Raw genomic sequence first — 18728 nt, 5'->3', positions numbered from 1 at the left:
GGGCGGCGCCACCGCGGACAGTCTAGCGGGTGCCGCTGCGCCGGTAGCAGGCTTGGTGAAAGGCCGTCGTCACGCCCCGGTGTCGCGCGTCACGCCCCCGTGTCGCGGTCCCGGGTGACGGACACGCGCCAGGCGCCGGACGGGGTCCGGCCCAGGACGTCGACGGTGACGCCCGCGGCCGAGCAGCGCTGGCCGGTGCGGTAGGGGGCGTCGGTGAGGCCGGGGGTGACGTTGGGGTCCTTCGTGTAGCAGCCGGCGCTGCCGGGGGTGGCGTCCGAGACGCGGACGGGGCCGGACCCCGAGGCGAGGTCGGAGGCGACGGTGGTGACGAGCACGCCGGGGCGGCAGACGGCGTGGTCGAGCGGGCCGGGGGCCCGGGCTTCGAGGGTGATCGCGCGGGTGCGGGAGAGCGGGACGACGGCGAGCTTGACCCCGCCGGGGCCCGAGGTGGGGGTCAGGGTGACCGTGCGGGTGCCGGCCCGGGGCAGGCAGCGGACCTGGGCGGGGGAGAGCCAGCCCAGCTTCCACTTGTGCCAGGCGAGGAAGTCGTTGGAGGGCCCCCAGTCCTCGTCCATGGGGTCCCAGTGGCCGACGGGGGTCCGCCCGGTCCGGCCCTGGTCCGCGGCGTAGAGGTCGGGCAGGCCGAAGCTGTGGGCGTTCTCGTGGGTGAGGACGCGGTAGGGGCTGTCGCCGGTCTGCCGGCTCCAGATGAAGGAGACGTTCCGGAACGGTACGCCGTCGCGGGTGTCCAGGCCGGTGGAGGCACCGGCGAAGGTCACCGAGCGCACGTCCCGGATGGCGGGCGGCCCCGCCTCGGGGCTGGCCAGGACGTTGATCAGGTCGTAGCGGCGGAAGTCGACGAAGGAGTCGGTGGCGGCGACGATCTCCTTGGCGATGGCGTGGTAGCCGTCGTCGCGGTTGGGGTCGAAGGTCGCGCCGCGCCGGATCCCGTACGAGCGGTACGGGCGCGACATGCGGATCCAGCGCGCCACGGGGGTGGAGCGGTACTCCAGGCGTCCGTAAGAGCTCTTGCGGTAGTGCTGTGCGACGGCGGGGAAGAACTCGGCGTACCGCTGCCGGGGGCTGATGCGCGCCGGGGCGTCGGGGAAGTCGATGAAGAAGGTGACCGCCCGCACCGTGCCGCTGGAACGGGCGTAGCCGTTCGGCGTCCGGGCCCCTTCGGAGACGTTGCGGGTCAGGGTGCGCAGGGCGCAGGGGCCGGCCGGGGACCGGCCGGGGAAGGGCAGGCCGGCGGCGCGGTCGGCGTGCGAGGGTTCCGTCTCGCCCGCCTGCGAGGGCGGGGCGGGTGAGGCGGCGACGAAGGCGGTGGCCGCGACGGCGGCGACGGCTGCGCTGGTCAGGGGTCTCATGCCGGTCACCTCCGGGGCGGGGCGGCCGACTGCCCCGGGCCGCGCTCCCTTCAGCCTTTGCCGTTCCGCGCGCGGACGCGTCCTGGAATGCGGCAGATGGCGGCGTCGGCCGCCGTCCGGATGACGGCCCGCGCCGCCCGTCGGCGCCTGTGAGGCACGTCACGCGCGGAATCGAAATTTCCGGGGACATCGTCCCCGTTTAAGTGAGCGTCACTGTCAAACGGGGAGACCTTCCCCGATTACTCCGAGACCTCACGGAAGGAGCGTCGCCCATGGCAGCAACGCCGCAGCCCCGCCTCCGCGCCGACGCCCTGCGCAACCGCGAGCGCATCGTCGCGGCCGCCCGCGAGGCGCTCGTCGAACACGGGGCCGAATCCTCGCTCGATGAAATCGCTCGACGCGCCGGGGTCGGGAATGCCACGCTGTACCGGCATTTCGCGGACCGCCGCGAGCTGATCCATCACGTCACCCTCTCGGTCATGGCCCGCATCGCGGACCAGGCCGAGCGGGCACGAATCGAGGAGCCCGATGCTTTCCTGGCGCTGAGGCGCTTCGTCCATGCCGCGGCGGACGAGCGGATCGGGGCGCTCTGCCCCCTGCTCGCCGAGGGCATCGACAAGGAGCACCCCGACCACGTCGAGGCTCGCGACCGGCTGGAAAGCGCGATCGAGGCGGTCATGACCGACGCCCGGGCGTCCGGGCAGTTGCGGACCGACATCGCCATCGGAGACCTCATGGTGGCCATCACCCAGCTCACCAGGCCGCTGCCGGACACCGGTTGCATGGACTTCGACCAGTTCGTGCACCGGCACCTGCAGCTGTTCCTGGACGGACTGATGGCGCCCGCCCGTTCACAACTTCCCGGATCGCCCGCGACCTTGGAGGACCTGCGCCGCAAGTTCCCCTCCTCCGCCGACGATCCGTCCCACCGGTAGTCACCACCCTCCACTCAGCTAGGTAGGCCCCACCCGTGCCCGAACTCACGATGCAACCCGACCCCAGGCGCTGGAAAGCGCTCATCTTCATAGCCCTGGCGCAGCTGATGGTCGTGCTCGACGCGACCATCGTGAACATCGCGCTGCCCTCCGCCCAGGCCGACCTCGGCATCTCCGACGGCAACCGGCAGTGGGTCATCACGGCCTACGCCCTCGCCTTCGGCGGCCTGCTGCTCTTCGGCGGCCGGGTCTCCGACCTGTGGGGCCGCAAGCGTGCGTTCGTCATCGGCCTGATCGGCTTCGCGGCCGCCTCCGCGCTCGGCGGCGCCGCGGTCAACTCCGGCATGCTGCTGGGCGCCCGTGCCCTGCAGGGCGTCTTCGGCGCGCTGCTCGCACCGGCCGCCCTGTCGCTGCTCGCCGTGCTGTTCACCGAGGCCAAGGAGCGCGCCAAGGCGTTCGGCGTCTTCGGTGCCATCGCCGGTGCCGGTGGTGGTGTCGGCCTCATCCTCGGCGGTCTGTTCACCGAATACCTGAACTGGCGCTGGACGTTCTTCGTGAACATCCCCTTCGCCGTCGTCGCCGCCATCGGCGCGATCGCCGTCATCCACGAGCCCGCCGAGGCCCGCAACACCGCGAAGCTCGACGTTCCCGGCGTCGTCCTGGCCACCCTCGGCCTGGTCTCGCTCGTCTACGGCTTCACCCGCGCCGAGTCCGACGGCTGGACCGCCGCCGGCACCCTCGGCCTGTTCGCCGGCTCGGCCGTGCTGCTGTTCGCCTTCGTGCTCGTCGAGCGCAAGGTCAAGGCCCCGCTGCTGCCGCTGCGCGTGGTCACCGACCGCAACCGCGGTGGCGTGTACGTCTCGCTGGGTCTGGCCGCCATCGCGATGTTCGGCCTGTTCCTCTTCCTGACCTACTACCTGCAGGTCGTCCGCGGCTACTCGCCGGTCAAGACCGGCCTGGCGTTCCTGCCGATGATCGCCACGATGATCACCGGCTCCACGCAGATCGGCGCCCGTCTGATGACCCGCGTCCCGGCGCGCTGGCTGATGGGCCCGGGCTTCCTGCTCGCGGCCGTCGGCATGGTCCTGCTCACCCAGATCGACCTGGACACCTCCTACGTGGCGGTCGTCCTGCCCGGTCTGATGCTGATGGGCCTCGGCATGGGCACGGCCTTCATGCCGGCCATGAGCCTGGCCACCCACGGCGTCCAGGCCCGTGACGCCGGTGTCGCCTCCGCGATGGTCAACACCTCGCAGCAGGTCGGCGGCGCCATCGGCACCGCGCTGCTCAACACCATCGCCGCCAGCGCCACCACGGACTACTTCACGTCCCACGCGGGGCCCGGCGCCGACCAGAAGCTGCTCACCTTCCAGTCGATGGTGCACGGCTACTCCACCGCCGTGTGGTGGGCGGTCGGCATCCTGTCCCTCTCCGCGCTGATCGCGTTCTTCGCCGTCAGTGCCGGCCACCAGGGCGGTGCCGCCGCCGGATCCGGTGACGGCGAGGACGCCGTCGACGCCGTGCCGGTGATGGCCCACTGAGGCCGCTGCCGCTCCCCGCACGGGGCCACCCCTAGCCCGAAGGCCCCCGCCGTCACCGGCGGGGGCCTTCGCGTGTCGCGGCTCTTCCGGGGAGGGGCGGGGCGGGGGCGGTCAGCGCAGCCAGGGCACGTCCGCGCCGGCCGGCTGCAGGCCCGACGCGATGATCCGGCACGCCTCGCCGAACTGCGCGGCCTGCTCCGGCGTCAGCCGGTCGAAGACCGCCGCGCGGACGGCGGCCACATGGCCCGGCGCGGACCTGCCCAGCATCGCGAAGCCCTCCTCGGTGAGGACGGCCAGCTGACCGCGCTTGTCCGACGGGCACTCCTCGCGTCTGACCCAGCCGTTCCTCTCCAGGCGCGCGATGGCGTGCGAGAGGCGGGACCGGGTGATCTTCGCGTGCTGGGCGAGCTCGGTCATCCGCATCCGGCGGCGCGGCGCCTCCGAGAGCTGCACCAGCAGCCCGTAGTAGATGTGCGGCATCCCCGCGTCCCGCTGCAACTGCCGGTCGAGGTGATCCTCCAGGAGCGTGTAGGCGTGCATGTACGCCCGCCAGGTGTCCTGTTCTGTTTCGGTGAGCCAGCGGGGTCCGGCCTCGGCCTCCGGGGCCTCCGCGGCTGCCGCGCTCTCCGCGGGTCGGTTCGTCATGGCATCCACTGTTCCACTTGCTCCTCCTCACGGTTCCACAAGGCTATTCTTGAAGTTTCAATAAAGATGACCTAAGGTCTGATGCGAGCATAGAGCTTGAGACTTCAAGCAATCCAGGGCGCCCCGGCGCCGGCAGCACCCCGAGGAGGCTCCCGCCCATGCAGGCCACCACAGCCCCGACGCCCGCCGCAGGGCGCATGCCCGCCCTCTATCTCTCGCACGGCGCCCCGCCCCTGGCGGACGACCCCGTCTGGCCCGGTCAGCTCGCCGCCTGGTCGGCGGACCTGCCCCGGCCCACCGCGATCCTCATGGTCTCCGCGCACTGGGAGGAGGCCCCGCTCGCCCTCGGCGCCACCGAGCCCGTGCCCCTGGTGTACGACTTCTGGGGCTTCCCCGAGCACTACTACGCCGTCCGCTACGCGGCGCCGGGCGCCCCCGCCCTCGCCGAGCGGGTCCGCAGGACGCTGCGGAGCGCCGGCACGCCCGTACAGGACCTGCCGGACCGGGGGCTCGACCACGGCGCCTACGTACCGCTGGTCGAGATGTACCCCGACGCCGACGTACCCGTCCTACAGATGTCGCTGCCCACCCTCGACCCGCAGCGCCTGATGGAGATCGGGCGCAAGCTCGCGCCGCTGCGCGACGAGGGCGTGCTGATCGTCGGCAGCGGCTTCTTCACCCACAACCTCGCCGCGCTGCGGCACGCGGGGTCCGGGCCGCCCACGTGGTCCGCCGAGTTCGACGCCTGGGGGCGTGAGGTGCTCGCCGCGCAGGACGTCGACGCGCTGCTGGACTTCGAACGCAAGGCGCCGGCGGGCCGGCTGGCCCACCCGCGCACCGAGCACTTCGCGCCGCTCTTCGTCACGCTGGGCGCCGCCGAGGGTGAACTCGGCAGCGGACGCAGCGTCATCGACGGCTTCTGGATGGGGCTGGCGAAGCGCTCGGTGCAGTTCGGGTAGTCCGGACGGTCCGGGTGGCCCGGGTGGTTCGGGCAGCCGGAGGGAAGGGCCGGGCGCGAGCGGTTCAGTGCTCGTGCCAGTAGAAGACGTAGTACGAGGCCAGGCCCATGCACAGCCCGAAGATGAGGCCCATGCCGACCGACCGCAGCACCGACACGTCCACCAGGCTGCGGAGGAAGCCCATGCAGACGCCGAAGAGCGCGCCGAACGCGGCCGCACGCACCTCGGTGATCATCGTGTTGCGTTCGCGGATGAGGACGTAACCCAGGCCCATGGAGACCACGGCCGCCACCAGGCCCAGCATCCACCCCGTGAGCTCGGAGAAGCCGTTCTCGTGGGCGAGGAAGACGGCGTAGAGGCCGAACGCCAGGCCGCCGGTGACGGGGACGGCCCAGGTCCACCGGGCGGCGGCCTCGTCGGTGCGGACGTGGCCGGTGCGGGACACCGGGCCGGGGCCCTCGTGGGCGTGGTGCCGCCCGGGCATGATCGAGTGCGTCGGCATGGCGAGGCTCCTCTCACTGCGCCCCCCGGTTCCACCAGCGCACACCCGCCCCGCAGTCCGGGCAACTCGATCACGGGGGCGGGCGCGTGCCGGCCCGGCGGCGAGCCCCGCCCGGCCTCGTCGCGGGGCAACCGGGCGCAGGTGTGCGGCGTCCTGGGAGGGGAAGGCGCCCGGCGTGGCCGGACTGTGACGGCCGTCTCAGCGGCGGAGTGACGGGAGGGCTCCGCGAGGGCGGTGGGGTCACCGCCCGGCCCCGTCTGACCTGCGCTTCCTGGGGGCGCCGACGCCTGCGGCCGCGGCGTGTGGCCGGACAGGGTACTGCATGATCACAAAAAGAAGGCGCACCAGGGGAATTCTGTCCGGATTCCAGCCGTTCTTTACTTCGGATGGGACGCCCGCCTCGGGTGTCCGGTCCGTCCCGCGACCGTCTCATCGCAAGGGAGTACGCATGGCAACCCGTGCCGTCGCCCGTCGGAAGACCTCCACCAAGGGCTCCGACGAGGCAAGCAGTGTTCGCGCCACAGGCGGGGAAATCGCCGATCGCGACCTGGTCGGCATGTACCTCGACGAAATCGCGCGTACACCCCTGCTCGACGCCGCGAAGGAGGTCGAGCTCTCGCAGACCATCGAGGCGGGCGTCTACGCCCAGCAGATACTCGACGGCCTGGAGGACGGCGGCCCCAAGGCCGGCGAGGCGTCCCGCGAGGAGCTGGAGGCGATAGCCGCCGAGGGCGCCCGCGCCAAGGACGTCTTCATCAAGTCCAACCTCCGTCTCGTCGTCGCCGTGGCCCGCCGCTACCCGCGCAGCGGCCTGCCGCTGCTGGATCTGATCCAGGAGGGCAACGCGGGTCTGGTGCGCGCCGTCGAGAAGTTCGACTACACCAAGGGATTCAAGTTCTCCACGTACGCGACGTGGTGGATCCGCCAGGCCATCACGCGTTCGATCGCCGACCAGTCCCGCACGATCCGGCTGCCCGTCCACCTGGTCGAGGAGCTCGGCCGCATCCGCCGGGTGCAGCGCGAGTTCAACCGGGAGAACGGCCGCGAGCCGGAGCACGCGGAGATCGCCGCCGAGCTGGGCACCACGCCCGAGCGCGTCGGCGACGTGCTCGACTGGGCCCGCGACCCGGTCAGCCTGAACATGCACGTGGACGACGAGGGCGAGACCCAGTTCGGCGACCTGCTGGAGGACACCTCCGCCGTTTCGCCCGAGCAGTCGGTCATCGCGCTGCTGCGCAGCGAGGAGTTGGAGGGGCTCATCGGCCGTCTCGACCACCGCACCGCGTCGATCATCAAGGCGCGTTACGGCATCGAGGACGGGCGCGAGCGGACCCTCACCGAGGTGGGCAAGCAGCACGGCCTCACCCGTGAGCGCATCCGGCAGATCGAGAAGCACGCCCTGCTGGAGCTGAAGAAGATGGCCCACGACACGGGCTTCGACGCGGCGGCGTAGCAGCCCGGGTCCCGCGATCGCCGGGCCGGCCCGATGAGGGCCGGCCCGGCGATCGCGGTGCGGTGCGTGCGGCACGGCGGCTCACCGCGGGAGCACGCGGGAGGCCCGGCGCGCGGGCGTGGCTAACCGGCCGCCCGGCTGATGCGGGAGCCCAGTTCGCGCAGGTGCTCCACCAGCTCCGGCGGCTCCTGCACGGAGAATTCGCAGTCGACCAGCGCCAGCCGGAACGCCACCCACTCCAGGGAGTCGGACGTGGTGACGTCCAGCCGGCAGGTGTCGTCGTCGACGCGCGTCGGCGTCCCCAGCCAGTTCGGCAGCCGGGCCGCCACGAACTCCGCCGGCGCCCGGAACGTCGACACGACGCGGTACGTCGGCTGCAGCCGGGTCATGGACCGCTTCATGAACTCCGCCGCGTCCGCCACCGGCAGCTCGCGCGGCGTGAAGCGCGCACCCGTGGGGAACGGCTCGCTCACCCGGTCCACCCGGAACGTGCGCCAGTCGTCGCGGTCGATGTCGTAGGCGACCAGGTACCACCGGCGCCCGGTGCTGATCAGCCGGTGCGGCTCGACCAGCCGCTTCGTCTCCGTCCCGTCGCCCGTGCGGTAGGCGAACCGCAGCCGCTCGTGGCCCGTGGCGGCCGAGGCCATGGCGGTCAGGGTCCGCGGGTCGACCGTCGCCCCGTCGCCGCCGGTGAGCGGCACCGTCGCGGCCTGCAGCGCGGAGACGCGGTGCCGCAGCCGGGAGGGGAGCACCTGCTCCAGCTTGGTGAGGGCGCGCACGGACGCCTCCTCGATGCCCTCGACGGCATGGCCCGCACCCGCCCGCAGGCCGACCGCGATGGCGACCGCCTCTTCGTCGTCGAGGACCAGCGGTGGCAGGGCGGCTCCGGCCGCCAGCCGGTACCCACCGTCCGCTCCCATCGTTGCCTGTACGGGGTAGCCGAGGTCGCGGAGCCGCTCGACGTCCCGCCGGATCGTGCGGGAGCTGACACCGAGCCGCTCGGCGAGCTCGCTGCCGGGCCATTCGCGAGGTGTCTGGAGGAGCGACAGCAGAGTCAGCAACCGTGCCGGGGTGTCGGTCATGACGTCCAGGGTGCCAGCCATCTAGGACACGTCCTGACCTACAGGGGGGTTAGGTTTCGGGCGACCCGGCGAACGACCAGGAAGGCAGTGACCCCTGTGACCACCACCGCGACCACCGATCCGCCCGCCCAGGGCGCCGCCGACCGCCGCCGCTGGCTGGCGCTCGCCGTGGTGATGACCGCATCGTTCATGGACCTCGTCGACGTCACCATCGTCAACATCGCCATGCCGAACATCCAGAAGGACATCGGCGCCTCCTTCAGCATCCTGCAGTGGATCACCGAGGGCTACGCGCTCGCGTTCGCGGCCGGGCTGATCACCGGCGGACGGCTCGGCGACATATACGGCCGCAGGAAGGTTTTCCTCCTGGGCATGACGGGCTTCACCCTCGCCTCGGTGCTGTGCGGCGTGGCCGCCGACCCGCACCTGCTCGTCGCCTCCCGCGTCCTGCAGGGCGCCACCGCGGCCCTGATGGTCCCGCAGGTGCTGGCGATCGTCCACGCCACCTTCCCCGCGCACGAGCGCGGCAAGGTCTTCGGCATGTTCGGCGCGATCGTGGGCCTCGGGGCCGTCTCGGGCCCGATCCTGGGTGCCCTGCTCACCCAGTGGAACCTCTTCGGCCTGGAATGGCGGCCGATCTTCCTGGTCAACCTGCCGGTCGGCATCATCGGCCTGATCATGGGCCGCAAGTACATCTCCGAGTCCCGGGCCCCGCAGGCCATGAAGCTGGACCTCGTGGGCGTCGTGCTGGCCACGGGCGGCCTGCTCATGCTCCTCTACCCGCTGACCCAGGGCCGTGAGAACGGCTGGCCGCTGTGGGGCAACCTCTGCATGGCCGGCAGCGCGCTCGTCTTCGCCGCCTTCGTCGCCTACGAGCGCCACAAGACCCGCAAGGACGGCTCGCCGCTGGTCGAACTGTCGCTGTTCAAGGTCAAGAGCTTCGCGGCCGGTATCGGCGTGGAGATCGCCTTCGGCATCGCCTGCGGCATCTTCTTCATGATCTGGACGCTGTACATGCAGATCGGCCTGGGGTGGAGCCCGCTCCGCGCCGGCCTGACCGGCATTCCCTTCTCGATCGGCGTTTCCGTGGCCGCCGGCATCTCCGTGCAGAAGCTCGTACCGCGCTTCGGTCGCAAGGTGCTGCAGGCCGGCGCGCTGGCCATGGCGGCCGGCGTCATGCTCTACATCTGGGAGTCCGAGCACTACGGCACCGGCATCCACCCCTGGCAGATGGCGCTCCCGCTGACCGTCATGGGCATCGGCATGGGCCTGATCGTGGCCCCGCTGACCGAGACGGTCATTGCCAAGGTGCCGCGCGAGCACTCCGGTTCCGCGTCGGGCCTCATCAACACCACCCAGCAGCTCGGCAACGCGGTGGGCCTCGGCCTGGTGTCCGTCGCCTTCTTCGACGCCCTGGACGAGAAGGCAGTGGCCCAGGGCCGCGCCGGCCAGGCATTCGGGGACGCCTTCCGGCACGGCATGTGGTGGGTCGCCGCCGTACTGGCCGTGGTGCTCGCCCTGATGTTCGCCCTGCCGCGCAAGGCGGCCCCCGCGGGCCCGGCATCCGCCGAAGCCCCGGCGGAGCCGGCCCACGAACCGGCGGCCGCGCACTGACACCGGCCCCGAACGGCTCCTTCCCGGGCCCCCGTCCGCACCGCGGCCGGGGGCCCGCTGCCGTCCGCCCCCGGCACGGAAGGCGGCCTCCGGGCGTCCTGCGCCGACACGGCTGCGGACACGGCTGCCGGAGCTGCTGCGGGCCCATCGGCGGACGGCCCGCGTGGCCGCGGCCCACAACGCGCGGGGCACGGAGGCAGCGGTGACAATCGCCCTATGAGCGAGGACTCGCCGACCGCCCGGCGGCCGTCGTCCGGCGTCCTGCGCCGCATGACCGCACGCGGGCGCGAGGAGGGGCACCGGGCGGCGACGCCCCTGGAACTCTTCTTCGACCTGTGCTTCGTCGTCGCCGTCGCACAGGCGGGCAGGCAGCTGGTGCACTCGCTGGCCGAGGGGCACCCGGGCCACGGCATCCCCGGCTACCTGATGATGTTCTTCGCCGTCTGGTGGGCCTGGGTCAACTTCACGTGGTTCTCCTCCGCCTACGACACGGACGACGTGCTGTACCGCGTGGTGACGCTCGTTCAGATCGCAGGGGTGCTGATCCTGGCGGCCGGCGTCCCGCGGGCCTTCAACGACGGCAACTTCTCGGTGGTCTGGTTCGGCTACCTGGTGATGCGGCTGGCCCTGGTCTCCCAGTGGCTGCGCGCCGCCCGCGCCTCCCGGGGGGACGAACGCCGCACGGCCCTGCGCTACGCCGTCGGCGTGAGCCTGTGCCAGGTCGGCTGGCTGGGCGTGCTCCTCCTGCCCGACCCGGCCAAGCCGTGGGTCTTCCTGGTGATGGCGCTCGTCGAGATGTCCGTGCCCGCCCTCGCCGAGCTCAGCCGGCCGACGGCCTGGCACCCGCACCACATCGCCGAGCGGTACGGACTGTTCACCATCATCGTGCTCGGCGAGACGGTGGCGGCCGCCACCGTGGCCGTCCAGACCGCGGGGGACGAGCACGAGGCGCTCGGCATCCTGCTGCCGATCGCGGCGGGCGGCCTGCTGATCATCTTCGCCGCCTACTGGATCTACTTCGCGGTGCCCATCCACCTCCATCTCGCCTCCAACCGCCAGGCGTTCCTCTGGGGCTACGGCCACTATCTGGTCTTCGGATCGGCCGCCGCCATCGGTGCGGGCATCGAAGTGGCCGTCGAGGAGGCCACGGGCAAGGCGCACATCTCGACATTCGCCGCATCGGCCTGCGTCACCGTCCCGGCGGCGCTGTTCATGTTCTCGGTGTGGCTGATCCACTCCCGCTTCCACAAACGCGGCCTCGCCCAGCAATTGGTGCTGCCCGGCGCCGCCGTGGCGGTGCTCGCCTGCACGTTCGCCGGCAGCGCGGCGGTGCTGCTCGCCGGGCTGGTCGCCGCCGCGACGGTCGCGGTGGGCGTCACCCTCGCGGCGAGACGGCAGGAGGGCGCCGACGAGCCGGACGAGGGCGGACCGGCCGAAAGCGGCCCGGAGGCACGACAGCCGGCCGAAGGGACCTGACGGGCGGGCCGCGGCCCGTGATACCGATGTCGCATGACTGGTGCTCGTAAGCCGATGGATGCGCTCACCGACGTGGCCGGACTGCGGGTGGGGCACGCGCAGCTGACCGGGAGCAGAGCGCTGACGGGAACGACCGTGGTGCTCACCGGCCCAGGGGGAGCGGTCGCGGCCGTGGACGTCCGGGGCGGCGGACCCGGGACCCGGGAGACCGATGCGCTGGACCCCCGCAACCTCGTGCAGCGCGTCGAGGCGATCGTGCTCACCGGCGGCAGCGCGTTCGGGCTGGACGCGGCCTCCGGGGTGATGGCCTGGCTGGAGGACGAGGGCCGGGGCTTCCGGGTGGGGCCGGACCCCGCGCAGGTGGTGCCCGTCGTGCCGGCCGCCGCACTGTTCGACCTGGGCCGCGGCGGTGACTGGCGCGCCCGGCCCGATGCCGCGCTCGGCCGTGCGGCCGTCGAGGCCGCGGCCCGGCAGCCCTCCGGTGCCCCTGTGGTGCAGGGCAACGTCGGCGCCGGCACCGGGGCGGTGGCCGGCGGCCTCAAGGGCGGCATGGGGACCGCCAGTGTCGTGCTGCCCTCCGGGGTGACCGTGGCGGCCCTCGCCGCCGTCAACGCGGCCGGTGCCGTGGCCGACCCGGCCACGGGCGTGCTGTACGGGCGCCTGTACGAGGGCGGACCCGTCGCCTACCCGGCAACGGACCGGCACCTCGCCGCCCAGCGGGCGCTGGACGCCGCCCGCCGGGAATCCGCCGAGCGGTGGGCGGCGTCGGCGCGGCCGCCGCTCAACACCACCATCGCCGTGGTCGCCACGGATGCCGCCCTGACCCGGGCGCAGGCGCAGAAGCTGGCCGGCACCGCGCACGACGGGCTGGCCCGGGCGGTCCGGCCCGTACACCTGCTCACCGACGGCGACACCGTCTTCGCGCTGGCGACGGGGGAGCGGCCGCTGCCGGTGGAGGACCACCTGCCGGGCAGCGCCGACTTCGCGGCGGGGGCCGTCAACGAGATCCTCGCCGCCGGGGCGGACGTCCTGACCCGGTCGGTGGTCAAGGCGGTGCTCAGCGCCGAGAGCGTCGACGGGCCGGGCGGGGTCTTCCCCTCCTACCGCTCGCTCTACGGGGACTGAACCCACGGGGACTGAACCCACGGGGACTGAACCCACGGGGACTGAACCCACGGGGGCCGAGCGCGTCGGCGCCGACGGCATCGCCCGTACCCTGGAGGTATGAGCACCGACCCCGAGCCTCGTGCGCCGCGGCGCGACCCGGCTGCCGCCGCCGCGCTGATCTTCGGCGACCCGCTGTCCCAGCAGTCGTCGGACGACACGGACCACGGCTGGGGCGACCGGCCGGGCCGTGGTGACGGCGACAGTGCCGCCGACCTGGCCCGCTTCCTGGACGAGAAGCCGCCGCACCACATCTGAGACACCGCGCCGGACGGCCTCGAACACCGCCCGGGCCCGCCCGAGCAGGGCCCGGGCGGTGGCGTGCCCGGCCGTCAGCGGGGGGACGGCACCGAATCCGTGCCGGGACCCCGGCGCTGCTCGATGAGGGTGTCCCGGATCTGGGCGAGGAGCTCGATCTCGGTCGGCTCCGAGGGCTTGTTCTCCGCGGGGGCCTTGGCGGCCTGGCGGTCCTGCCAGCGCTTCATGGGCAGCAGCATCAGGAAGTAGACGACCGCCGCCGTGATCAGGAAGGTCAGGGTGGCGCTCAGCACCGCGCCCCACTGGATGTAGACGCCCTTCGTCACCTCGCCCGTCGCGCCGTTCCGGGAGCACGGGCCCTTGAGGCAGGCCGCGTAGTGGTCGAGGTCCTTCGTACCGAAGGCGCCGACGACCGGGTTGATGACGCCCTTGACCACAGAGTTCACGATGTTGGTGAACGCCGCGCCGATGACGACGGCGATCGCGAGGTCTATCACGTTGCCCCGCATCAGGAATGCCTTGAAGCCTCCAAGGACCCCTGTCTTCTTCTCGCTCACCGAACAACCTCTCTCTGTGCGTACCTGTGACGGAATGGCCGGTTCCATAACATACGAGAGAGTCTGGCTGCTCTGTCCAGTTGCGAAACACGATCAGCCCAGGTGTCCGTGCGCGAGCGGGGACGAGCACAGGGCCGCCAGCCCCGCGGCCGCCAGTACGCCCAGGACGGCCGCCCGCGGCCGCAAGCACCGTCGGCGCCCCACGCGCACCGGAGCGAACATCGGCACCCGGCGCCCCGGGGGCGCCCAGGCCCTCGGCAGCGAGGCCCCCGGCGGCCAGGGGCGCGGGGAGGGAAGGACGGCACGGGACACGGCGACCACCACCTGACGTGACGAGCGAGCGAGTGGGTGAGCGGCGGACGAACCGCCGCCCGCCCACCATCCCCGCTTCCGCCGGATCCCGCTGAGCCCTGTGGACTACCCACTGGTTGTGGAAAACCCCGTCACCCGGACGGGGGCGGCCGCACCGGCACGGAAGTTCACCGTGGCCCCGACCGCCCCGACCGCCCCGACCGCCCCGACCGCTCCGACTGCTCCGACCGCACGGGCCGCCTGTCGAGCCCGCCCGCGGTGCGCCCCTGCCCGTGCCGCTACGGCAGCTCGATGCCCAGGTCCCACCCGTCGTGGGCGCGCGTGCACAGACAGTCCCGGTCCGCCGTCTTCGGCAGGGCGCCCACGGCGTCGAAGAGCACCTCGCGCAGCCGGCCCACGTTCTCGCCGAAGACCCGCAGCACCTCCTCGTGCGACACGCCCTCGCCCGTCTCGGCCCCCGCGTCGAGGTCCGTGACCAGCGACATCGAGGTGTAGCAGAGTCCCAGCTCACGGGCCAGGACCGCCTCCGGGTGCCCGGTCATGCCGACCACCGACCAGCCCTGCGCGGCGTGCCAGCGCGACTCGGCCCGGGTCGAGAAGCGGGGGCCCTCGATGACCACCATCGTTCCGCCGTCCACCGGCTCCCAGCCCCGCCCGCGGGCGGCGGCCACGGCCACCGCCCGCCCGGTGGCGCAGTAGGGGTCGGCGAAGGTCATGTGCACGACGTTGGGAACGGTGCCGTCCGGCAGCGGCTCGCCGTCGAAGAAGGTCTGGACGCGGGTCTTCGTCCGGTCCACGACCTGGTCCGGCACCAGCAGCGTCCCCGGCCCGTACTCCGCCTGCAGGCCGCCGACCGCGCACGGGCCCAGCACCTGCCGCACGCCGACCGAGCGCAGGGCCCAGAGGTTGGCCCGGTAGTTGATGCGGTGCGGCGGGAGCCGGTGGTCGCGGCCGTGCCGGGGCAGGAAGGCGACCTTGCGGCCGGCCAGCTCGCCGAGGAAGAGCGAGTCGCTCGGTGCGCCGTAGGGGGTGTCGATCGTGAGCTCGGTCACGTCGTCGAGGAAGGAGTAGAACCCCGAGCCGCCGATGACGCCGATCTCCGCGACGCCTGCCGCCCCTGCCGTCCCGGCCGTACCCGACGGGTCCGCGGACGCTGCTGTGTTGATCATGTCGGACATGCGGCCACCCTAGCCGCGCCGCCCCCGCAGGCAACGGCCCCGCGACCAACGGCCCCACGCACGACGGAGCAGCACGACGGAGCCCGCCACCTCTCGATGAGAGGTGGCGGGCTCCGTCGTGCTGTGCGTGTGGGGCCTCTGCCCGGGTGTCGCGCGTCAGGCGGCCGAGCTGCTGCTCGTGCTGCTGCTCGACGACGTCGAAGAGGAGGACGTCGACGAGGACGAGGGCGTGGAGGAGGACGAAGACGTCGAGGACGTCGACTTCGCCGCCGGGCTGCTGCTGGACGACGCGCCGCGGCTGTCGTTCCGGTAGAAGCCCGAGCCCTTGAAGACGATGCCGACCGCAGAGAACACCTTCTTGAGGCGTCCGTCGCACTGCGGGCATACGGTCAAGGCGTCATCGGTGAACTTCTGCACCGCCTCAAGGCCCTCGCCGCACTCGGTGCACTGGTACTGGTAAGTCGGCACTTGCTCCTCCTGGCACTCTCACTCATTGAGTGCTAACGACGCTCAATAGTGCAGTATTCCGGTCCGTCAGTCCACCGAAACCGGCTCGCGGTGACCGACCCCACGTGCCGCGAGCAGCGACTCGCCCTTCGGCGTGAGCGCCTTCCGCAGCGCCAGCAGGACCACCAGGGCCAGGGCCGTACCGCCCAGCGGCACCAGGAATCCGGTGCTGGCGCTGTGGGCGTCGATCAGCCGGCCGCCCACGGTCGCACCGGCCGCCTGGCCCAGGCCGACGGCGCCGGTCAGCCACGTGAACGCCTCCGTGCGGGCGCTCGCCGGGACCAGCTTCTCGACCAGCGTGTAGCCGGTGATCAGCGCGGGTGCGATGCACAGGCCGACCAGCAGGCCGACGCCGCCCAGCAGCGGCAGCGCGTGCGCCGCCCACAGCGGGGTGGTGGCCAGCGCCAGCAGCGGGTAGGCGATCAGCAGCCGGCGCTGCGGGGAGGTCTTCCAGGCGACGGCGCCGCAGACGATGCCGGCGATCATGTTGCCGGCCGCGAAGACGCCGTACATCAGACCGTTCAGGCCCGGCTCGCCCAGTTCCTTGGTGAACGCGGTCATCGACACCTGCATGCCGCCGAAGACCGTGCCGATGCCGAGCATCGACACCGCCAGCACGCGCACGCCCGGCACGGACAGCGCCGAGACGCGCTTGCCGTCCGCACCGGCCGCGGTGCCGGCGTTCGGCTGCGGCTGGGTGCGGCGCTGGGTGGCGAACAGCAGGCCGCCGATCAGCGTCAGCGCGGCCTCCGCGATCAGGCCGGCGGCCGGGTGGACGCCGGTGCACAGCGCCGTGGCCAGCACCGGGCCGATGACGAAGGTGAACTCGTCGGTGACCGACTCGAAGGCCGCGGCCGTCGTCATCAGCGGCGAGCCGTCCAGCTTCGCCGCCCACCGCGCCCGCACCATCGGGCCGATCTGCGGGGTGGAGGCGCCGGCCGGCACGGCCGCCGCGAGCAGGGCCCACACGGGCGCGTCCGACAGCGCGAGCGCCGTCAGCAGCGAGATCGCGGCGGCGTGCACGACGACGCCGGGGATCAGGACCGCGGCCTGGCCGAAGCGGTCCGCGAGCTTGCCGCTCTGCGGGGCGAACAGGGCCATCGCCACGCCCGCCGTCGCGGAGACGGTGCCGGCGGTGCCGTACGAGCCGGTGGTGTGGTTGACGAGCAGCAGGATGCCGATGGTCAGCATCGCGAAGGGCTGCCGGGCCAGGAAGCCGGGCAGCAGGAACGACAGCGCGCCGCGCGTGCGCAGCAGGCTGCCGTACCCGGGGCGCTCCCCGGTGGGGTCGTTGACCGTGGATGCCACGGCCGGGCCTTTCCGCCGCCTGGTAGCACGCCCCGAACGGCATCGCCGCACGGAGCGCGCCGAGAGCTGTCCTCTCGCGCAGGACCGTGGTAGATGCCGATCCGGCCGCCTTGTGCACCGGGTGGTGTCACGCGACCGCGGCCGCCGTGCGGTCGCGCCAGCCCTGCATCAGGCAGAGTTGGTTCGATTTCGTTTGTCGGGGGACGTTCCGTCGGGAAGTTTCCGTAAGGGAACGCTACGCAGCGGAAATGCTCGCTACGTGAGCGAATATCTTACTTAACCTGCTTCCGCTTTACCAGACCCCACTTTGCTCCCCACTTTGCCGCCGCACTCGCCGCCGTACTCGGGCCGGCCGCCGAAGCCCCGGCAGGCGCCGCCGAGGCCGTGCCCAGCCAGCCCGCCAGCTTGCCGCCCTCGCCGACTGCGCGCAGTCGGCGTTCGGTCGCGTCGCGCACCGGGTCGGTGGCGACCACCAGCAGCTCGTCGCCCTGCCGCAGCACGGTCGAGGGCGAGGGCACGAAGCTGGAGCCGTCCCTCACGACCAGGGTGACGGCGGCCCCCGCGGGCAGCCGCAGCTCCGAGACCTCCACGCCGTGCATCTTCGACCCCTCGGGGATCGCCACCGACAGCAGGTGGCCGCGCAGCCGCTCCAGCGGCGCCGACTCGATGCCCAGGTCCTCCGGCTCGTTCTCGCCCAGCCGCAGCCGGCGGGCCAGCCAGGGCAGGGTCGGCCCCTGCACCAGGGTGTAGACGATCACCAGCACGAAGACGATGTTGAAGATCCGGCGGCTGTCGGTGACCCCGGCCACCATGGGGATGGTGGCCAGCACGATGGGTACCGCGCCCCGCAGCCCGGCCCAGGACAGCAGCGTCTTCTCCCGCCAGGGGGTCCTGAACGGTGCGAGGCCCAGGAACACCGACAGCGGCCGGGCCACCATGGTGAGCACCAGCCCCACCACCAGCGCCGGGACGATGTCGTCGCCCAGCTCGTGCGGGGTGACCAGCAGGCCGAGCAGGACGAACATGCCGATCTGGGCGATCCAGCCCAGCCCCTCGGCGAAGCCGCGCGTGGCCGGCCAGTGCGGCAGCTTGGCGTTGCCGAGGACCAGCGCGGCCAGGTAGACGGCCAGGAAGCCGGAGCCGTGGGCGAGCGCGCCGGCCGCGTAGGCGGTCATGGCGATGGCCATCACGGCGATCGGGTACAGGCCGGAGGCGGGCAGGGCCACGTGCCGCAGCCCGTAGGCGCCCAGCATGCCGATCGCGAGGCCGGCGGCGGCGCCGATGGCGAGCTCCAGCGCGATCCTGCCCATCAGCACGTACCAGTCGTCGACCGGGCCGGCGGCCGAGAAGGCGACGACGAGGATGACGACGGGGGCGTCGTTGAAGCCGGACTCGGCTTCCAGGACACCCGTGAGCCGGGCGGGCAGGGGAACGCTCCGCAGGACCGAGAAGACCGCGGCGGCGTCCGTGGAGGAGACCACGGCGCCGATGATCAGGGCCTGGCGCCACTCGACGCCGGCGAGGTAGTGCGCGGCCGCCGCCGTGACGCCGACGCTGATGGCGACGCCGACGGTGGAGAGCACGGCCGCCGCCGGCAGGGCCGGCTTGATCTCGTGCCACTTCGTGCCGAGGCCGCCCTCGGCGAGGATCACGACCAGTGCGGCATAACCGATGATCTGGGTCAGGCCGACGTCGTTGAAGGAGACGCCGATGCCGTCCTGCCCGATGGCGACGCCGATGCCCAGATAGATGAGCAGGCTGGGGAGCCCGCTGCGCGAGGAGACCCGTACCGCCGCCACCGCGACGAGCAGAACGAGCGAGCAGATCAGCAGGAGTTCGTTGAGGTGGTGGACAGTCAGGGGCCGGT

The 18728-nt window shown here is 72.6% G+C and carries 17 protein-coding genes; 8 read left to right on the top strand and 9 right to left on the bottom strand.

Going from position 1 to position 18728, the window contains the following annotated elements; translation table 11 throughout:
* Positions 1-89: 89 nt before the first annotated feature.
* A complete protein-coding gene (locus IE182_RS23620) occupies positions 90-1370 on the bottom strand; it encodes a M6 family metalloprotease domain-containing protein (protein WP_190111916.1) in 1281 nt (426 codons plus the stop codon).
* A gap of 272 nt (positions 1371-1642) precedes the next feature.
* On the opposite strand from IE182_RS23620, the gene IE182_RS23615 reads away from it, so the two are divergent.
* Both IE182_RS23615 and IE182_RS23610 read left to right on the top strand, forming a co-directional pair.
* Complete coding sequence (locus tag IE182_RS23615; RefSeq protein ID WP_190111915.1) at positions 1643-2305, top strand: TetR/AcrR family transcriptional regulator; 663 nt, start codon at positions 1643-1645, stop codon at positions 2303-2305.
* A 50-nt stretch (positions 2306-2355) separates the two neighbouring features.
* Positions 2356-3846 carry an MFS transporter gene (locus IE182_RS23610; protein WP_190111950.1) on the top strand — a complete coding sequence of 497 codons (1491 nt, stop codon included), beginning with the start codon at positions 2356-2358 and terminating at the stop codon, positions 3844-3846.
* 111 nt (positions 3847-3957) lie between these two features.
* Here IE182_RS23610 and IE182_RS23605 read toward each other — a convergent pair whose 3' ends face one another.
* Positions 3958-4491 (bottom strand): MarR family winged helix-turn-helix transcriptional regulator, encoded by a 534-nt coding sequence (locus IE182_RS23605; protein ID WP_190111914.1) that lies wholly within the window; start codon positions 4489-4491, stop codon positions 3958-3960.
* Between the two features lie 158 nt (positions 4492-4649).
* Between IE182_RS23605 and IE182_RS23600 the strand changes: the two genes are divergently transcribed.
* Positions 4650-5450 (top strand): dioxygenase family protein, encoded by an 801-nt coding sequence (locus IE182_RS23600; RefSeq protein ID WP_190111913.1) that lies wholly within the window; start codon positions 4650-4652, stop codon positions 5448-5450.
* Positions 5451-5514: 64 nt separating this feature from the next.
* Here IE182_RS23600 and IE182_RS23595 read toward each other — a convergent pair whose 3' ends face one another.
* A complete protein-coding gene (locus tag IE182_RS23595) occupies positions 5515-5952 on the bottom strand; it encodes a hypothetical protein (RefSeq protein ID WP_190111912.1) in 438 nt (145 codons plus the stop codon).
* Positions 5953-6400: 448 nt separating this feature from the next.
* Here IE182_RS23595 and IE182_RS23590 point away from each other — a divergent pair, with 448 nt between their 5' ends.
* Positions 6401-7405 carry a sigma-70 family RNA polymerase sigma factor gene (locus IE182_RS23590; RefSeq protein WP_190111911.1) on the top strand — a complete coding sequence of 335 codons (1005 nt, stop codon included), beginning with the start codon at positions 6401-6403 and terminating at the stop codon, positions 7403-7405.
* A gap of 122 nt (positions 7406-7527) precedes the next feature.
* On the opposite strand, the gene IE182_RS23585 is transcribed toward IE182_RS23590, so the two are convergent.
* Entirely contained in the window at positions 7528-8487 is a 960-nt protein-coding gene (locus IE182_RS23585; protein ID WP_190111949.1) for a helix-turn-helix transcriptional regulator, read from the bottom strand.
* Between the two features lie 96 nt (positions 8488-8583).
* Between IE182_RS23585 and IE182_RS23580 the strand changes: the two genes are divergently transcribed.
* From IE182_RS23580 to IE182_RS23565, 4 genes are all read left to right on the top strand, one after another.
* The gene (locus IE182_RS23580) at positions 8584-10101 is read left to right on the top strand and encodes an MFS transporter (RefSeq protein WP_268249635.1); all 1518 of its coding nucleotides are present in this window, start codon (positions 8584-8586) and stop codon (positions 10099-10101) included.
* A gap of 216 nt (positions 10102-10317) precedes the next feature.
* On the top strand, positions 10318-11577 hold the full coding sequence (locus IE182_RS23575) for a low temperature requirement protein A (protein ID WP_190111910.1): 1260 nt from the start codon (positions 10318-10320) through the stop codon (positions 11575-11577).
* 33 nt (positions 11578-11610) lie between these two features.
* The gene (locus IE182_RS23570; RefSeq protein WP_190111909.1) at positions 11611-12702 is read left to right on the top strand and encodes a P1 family peptidase; all 1092 of its coding nucleotides are present in this window, start codon (positions 11611-11613) and stop codon (positions 12700-12702) included.
* 99 nt (positions 12703-12801) lie between these two features.
* Positions 12802-12999 (top strand): hypothetical protein, encoded by a 198-nt coding sequence (locus IE182_RS23565; RefSeq protein ID WP_190111908.1) that lies wholly within the window; start codon positions 12802-12804, stop codon positions 12997-12999.
* A 74-nt stretch (positions 13000-13073) separates the two neighbouring features.
* Here IE182_RS23565 and mscL read toward each other — a convergent pair whose 3' ends face one another.
* The 5 genes from mscL to IE182_RS23540 form a co-directional block, all read right to left on the bottom strand.
* Complete coding sequence (gene mscL / locus IE182_RS23560; protein ID WP_190111907.1) at positions 13074-13556, bottom strand: large conductance mechanosensitive channel protein MscL; 483 nt, start codon at positions 13554-13556, stop codon at positions 13074-13076.
* Between the two features lie 590 nt (positions 13557-14146).
* Positions 14147-15037 carry an S-methyl-5'-thioadenosine phosphorylase gene (locus IE182_RS23555; RefSeq protein ID WP_190111947.1) on the bottom strand — a complete coding sequence of 297 codons (891 nt, stop codon included), beginning with the start codon at positions 15035-15037 and terminating at the stop codon, positions 14147-14149.
* A gap of 165 nt (positions 15038-15202) precedes the next feature.
* On the bottom strand, positions 15203-15514 hold the full coding sequence (locus IE182_RS23550; RefSeq protein WP_190111906.1) for an FmdB family zinc ribbon protein: 312 nt from the start codon (positions 15512-15514) through the stop codon (positions 15203-15205).
* 66 nt (positions 15515-15580) lie between these two features.
* Positions 15581-16861, bottom strand: coding sequence for an MFS transporter (locus IE182_RS23545; protein ID WP_190111905.1), 1281 nt, complete (start codon positions 16859-16861; stop codon positions 15581-15583).
* A 272-nt stretch (positions 16862-17133) separates the two neighbouring features.
* On the bottom strand, positions 17134-18660 hold the full coding sequence (locus IE182_RS23540; protein ID WP_229845046.1) for a potassium/proton antiporter: 1527 nt from the start codon (positions 18658-18660) through the stop codon (positions 17134-17136).
* Positions 18661-18728: the final 68 nt, after the last annotated feature.

The sequence above is a fragment of the Streptomyces cinnamoneus genome (assembly GCF_014650495.1).
Classification (GTDB): domain Bacteria; phylum Actinomycetota; class Actinomycetes; order Streptomycetales; family Streptomycetaceae; genus Streptomyces; species Streptomyces cinnamoneus.
This window is presented reverse-complemented; position numbering and strand designations above follow the sequence as displayed.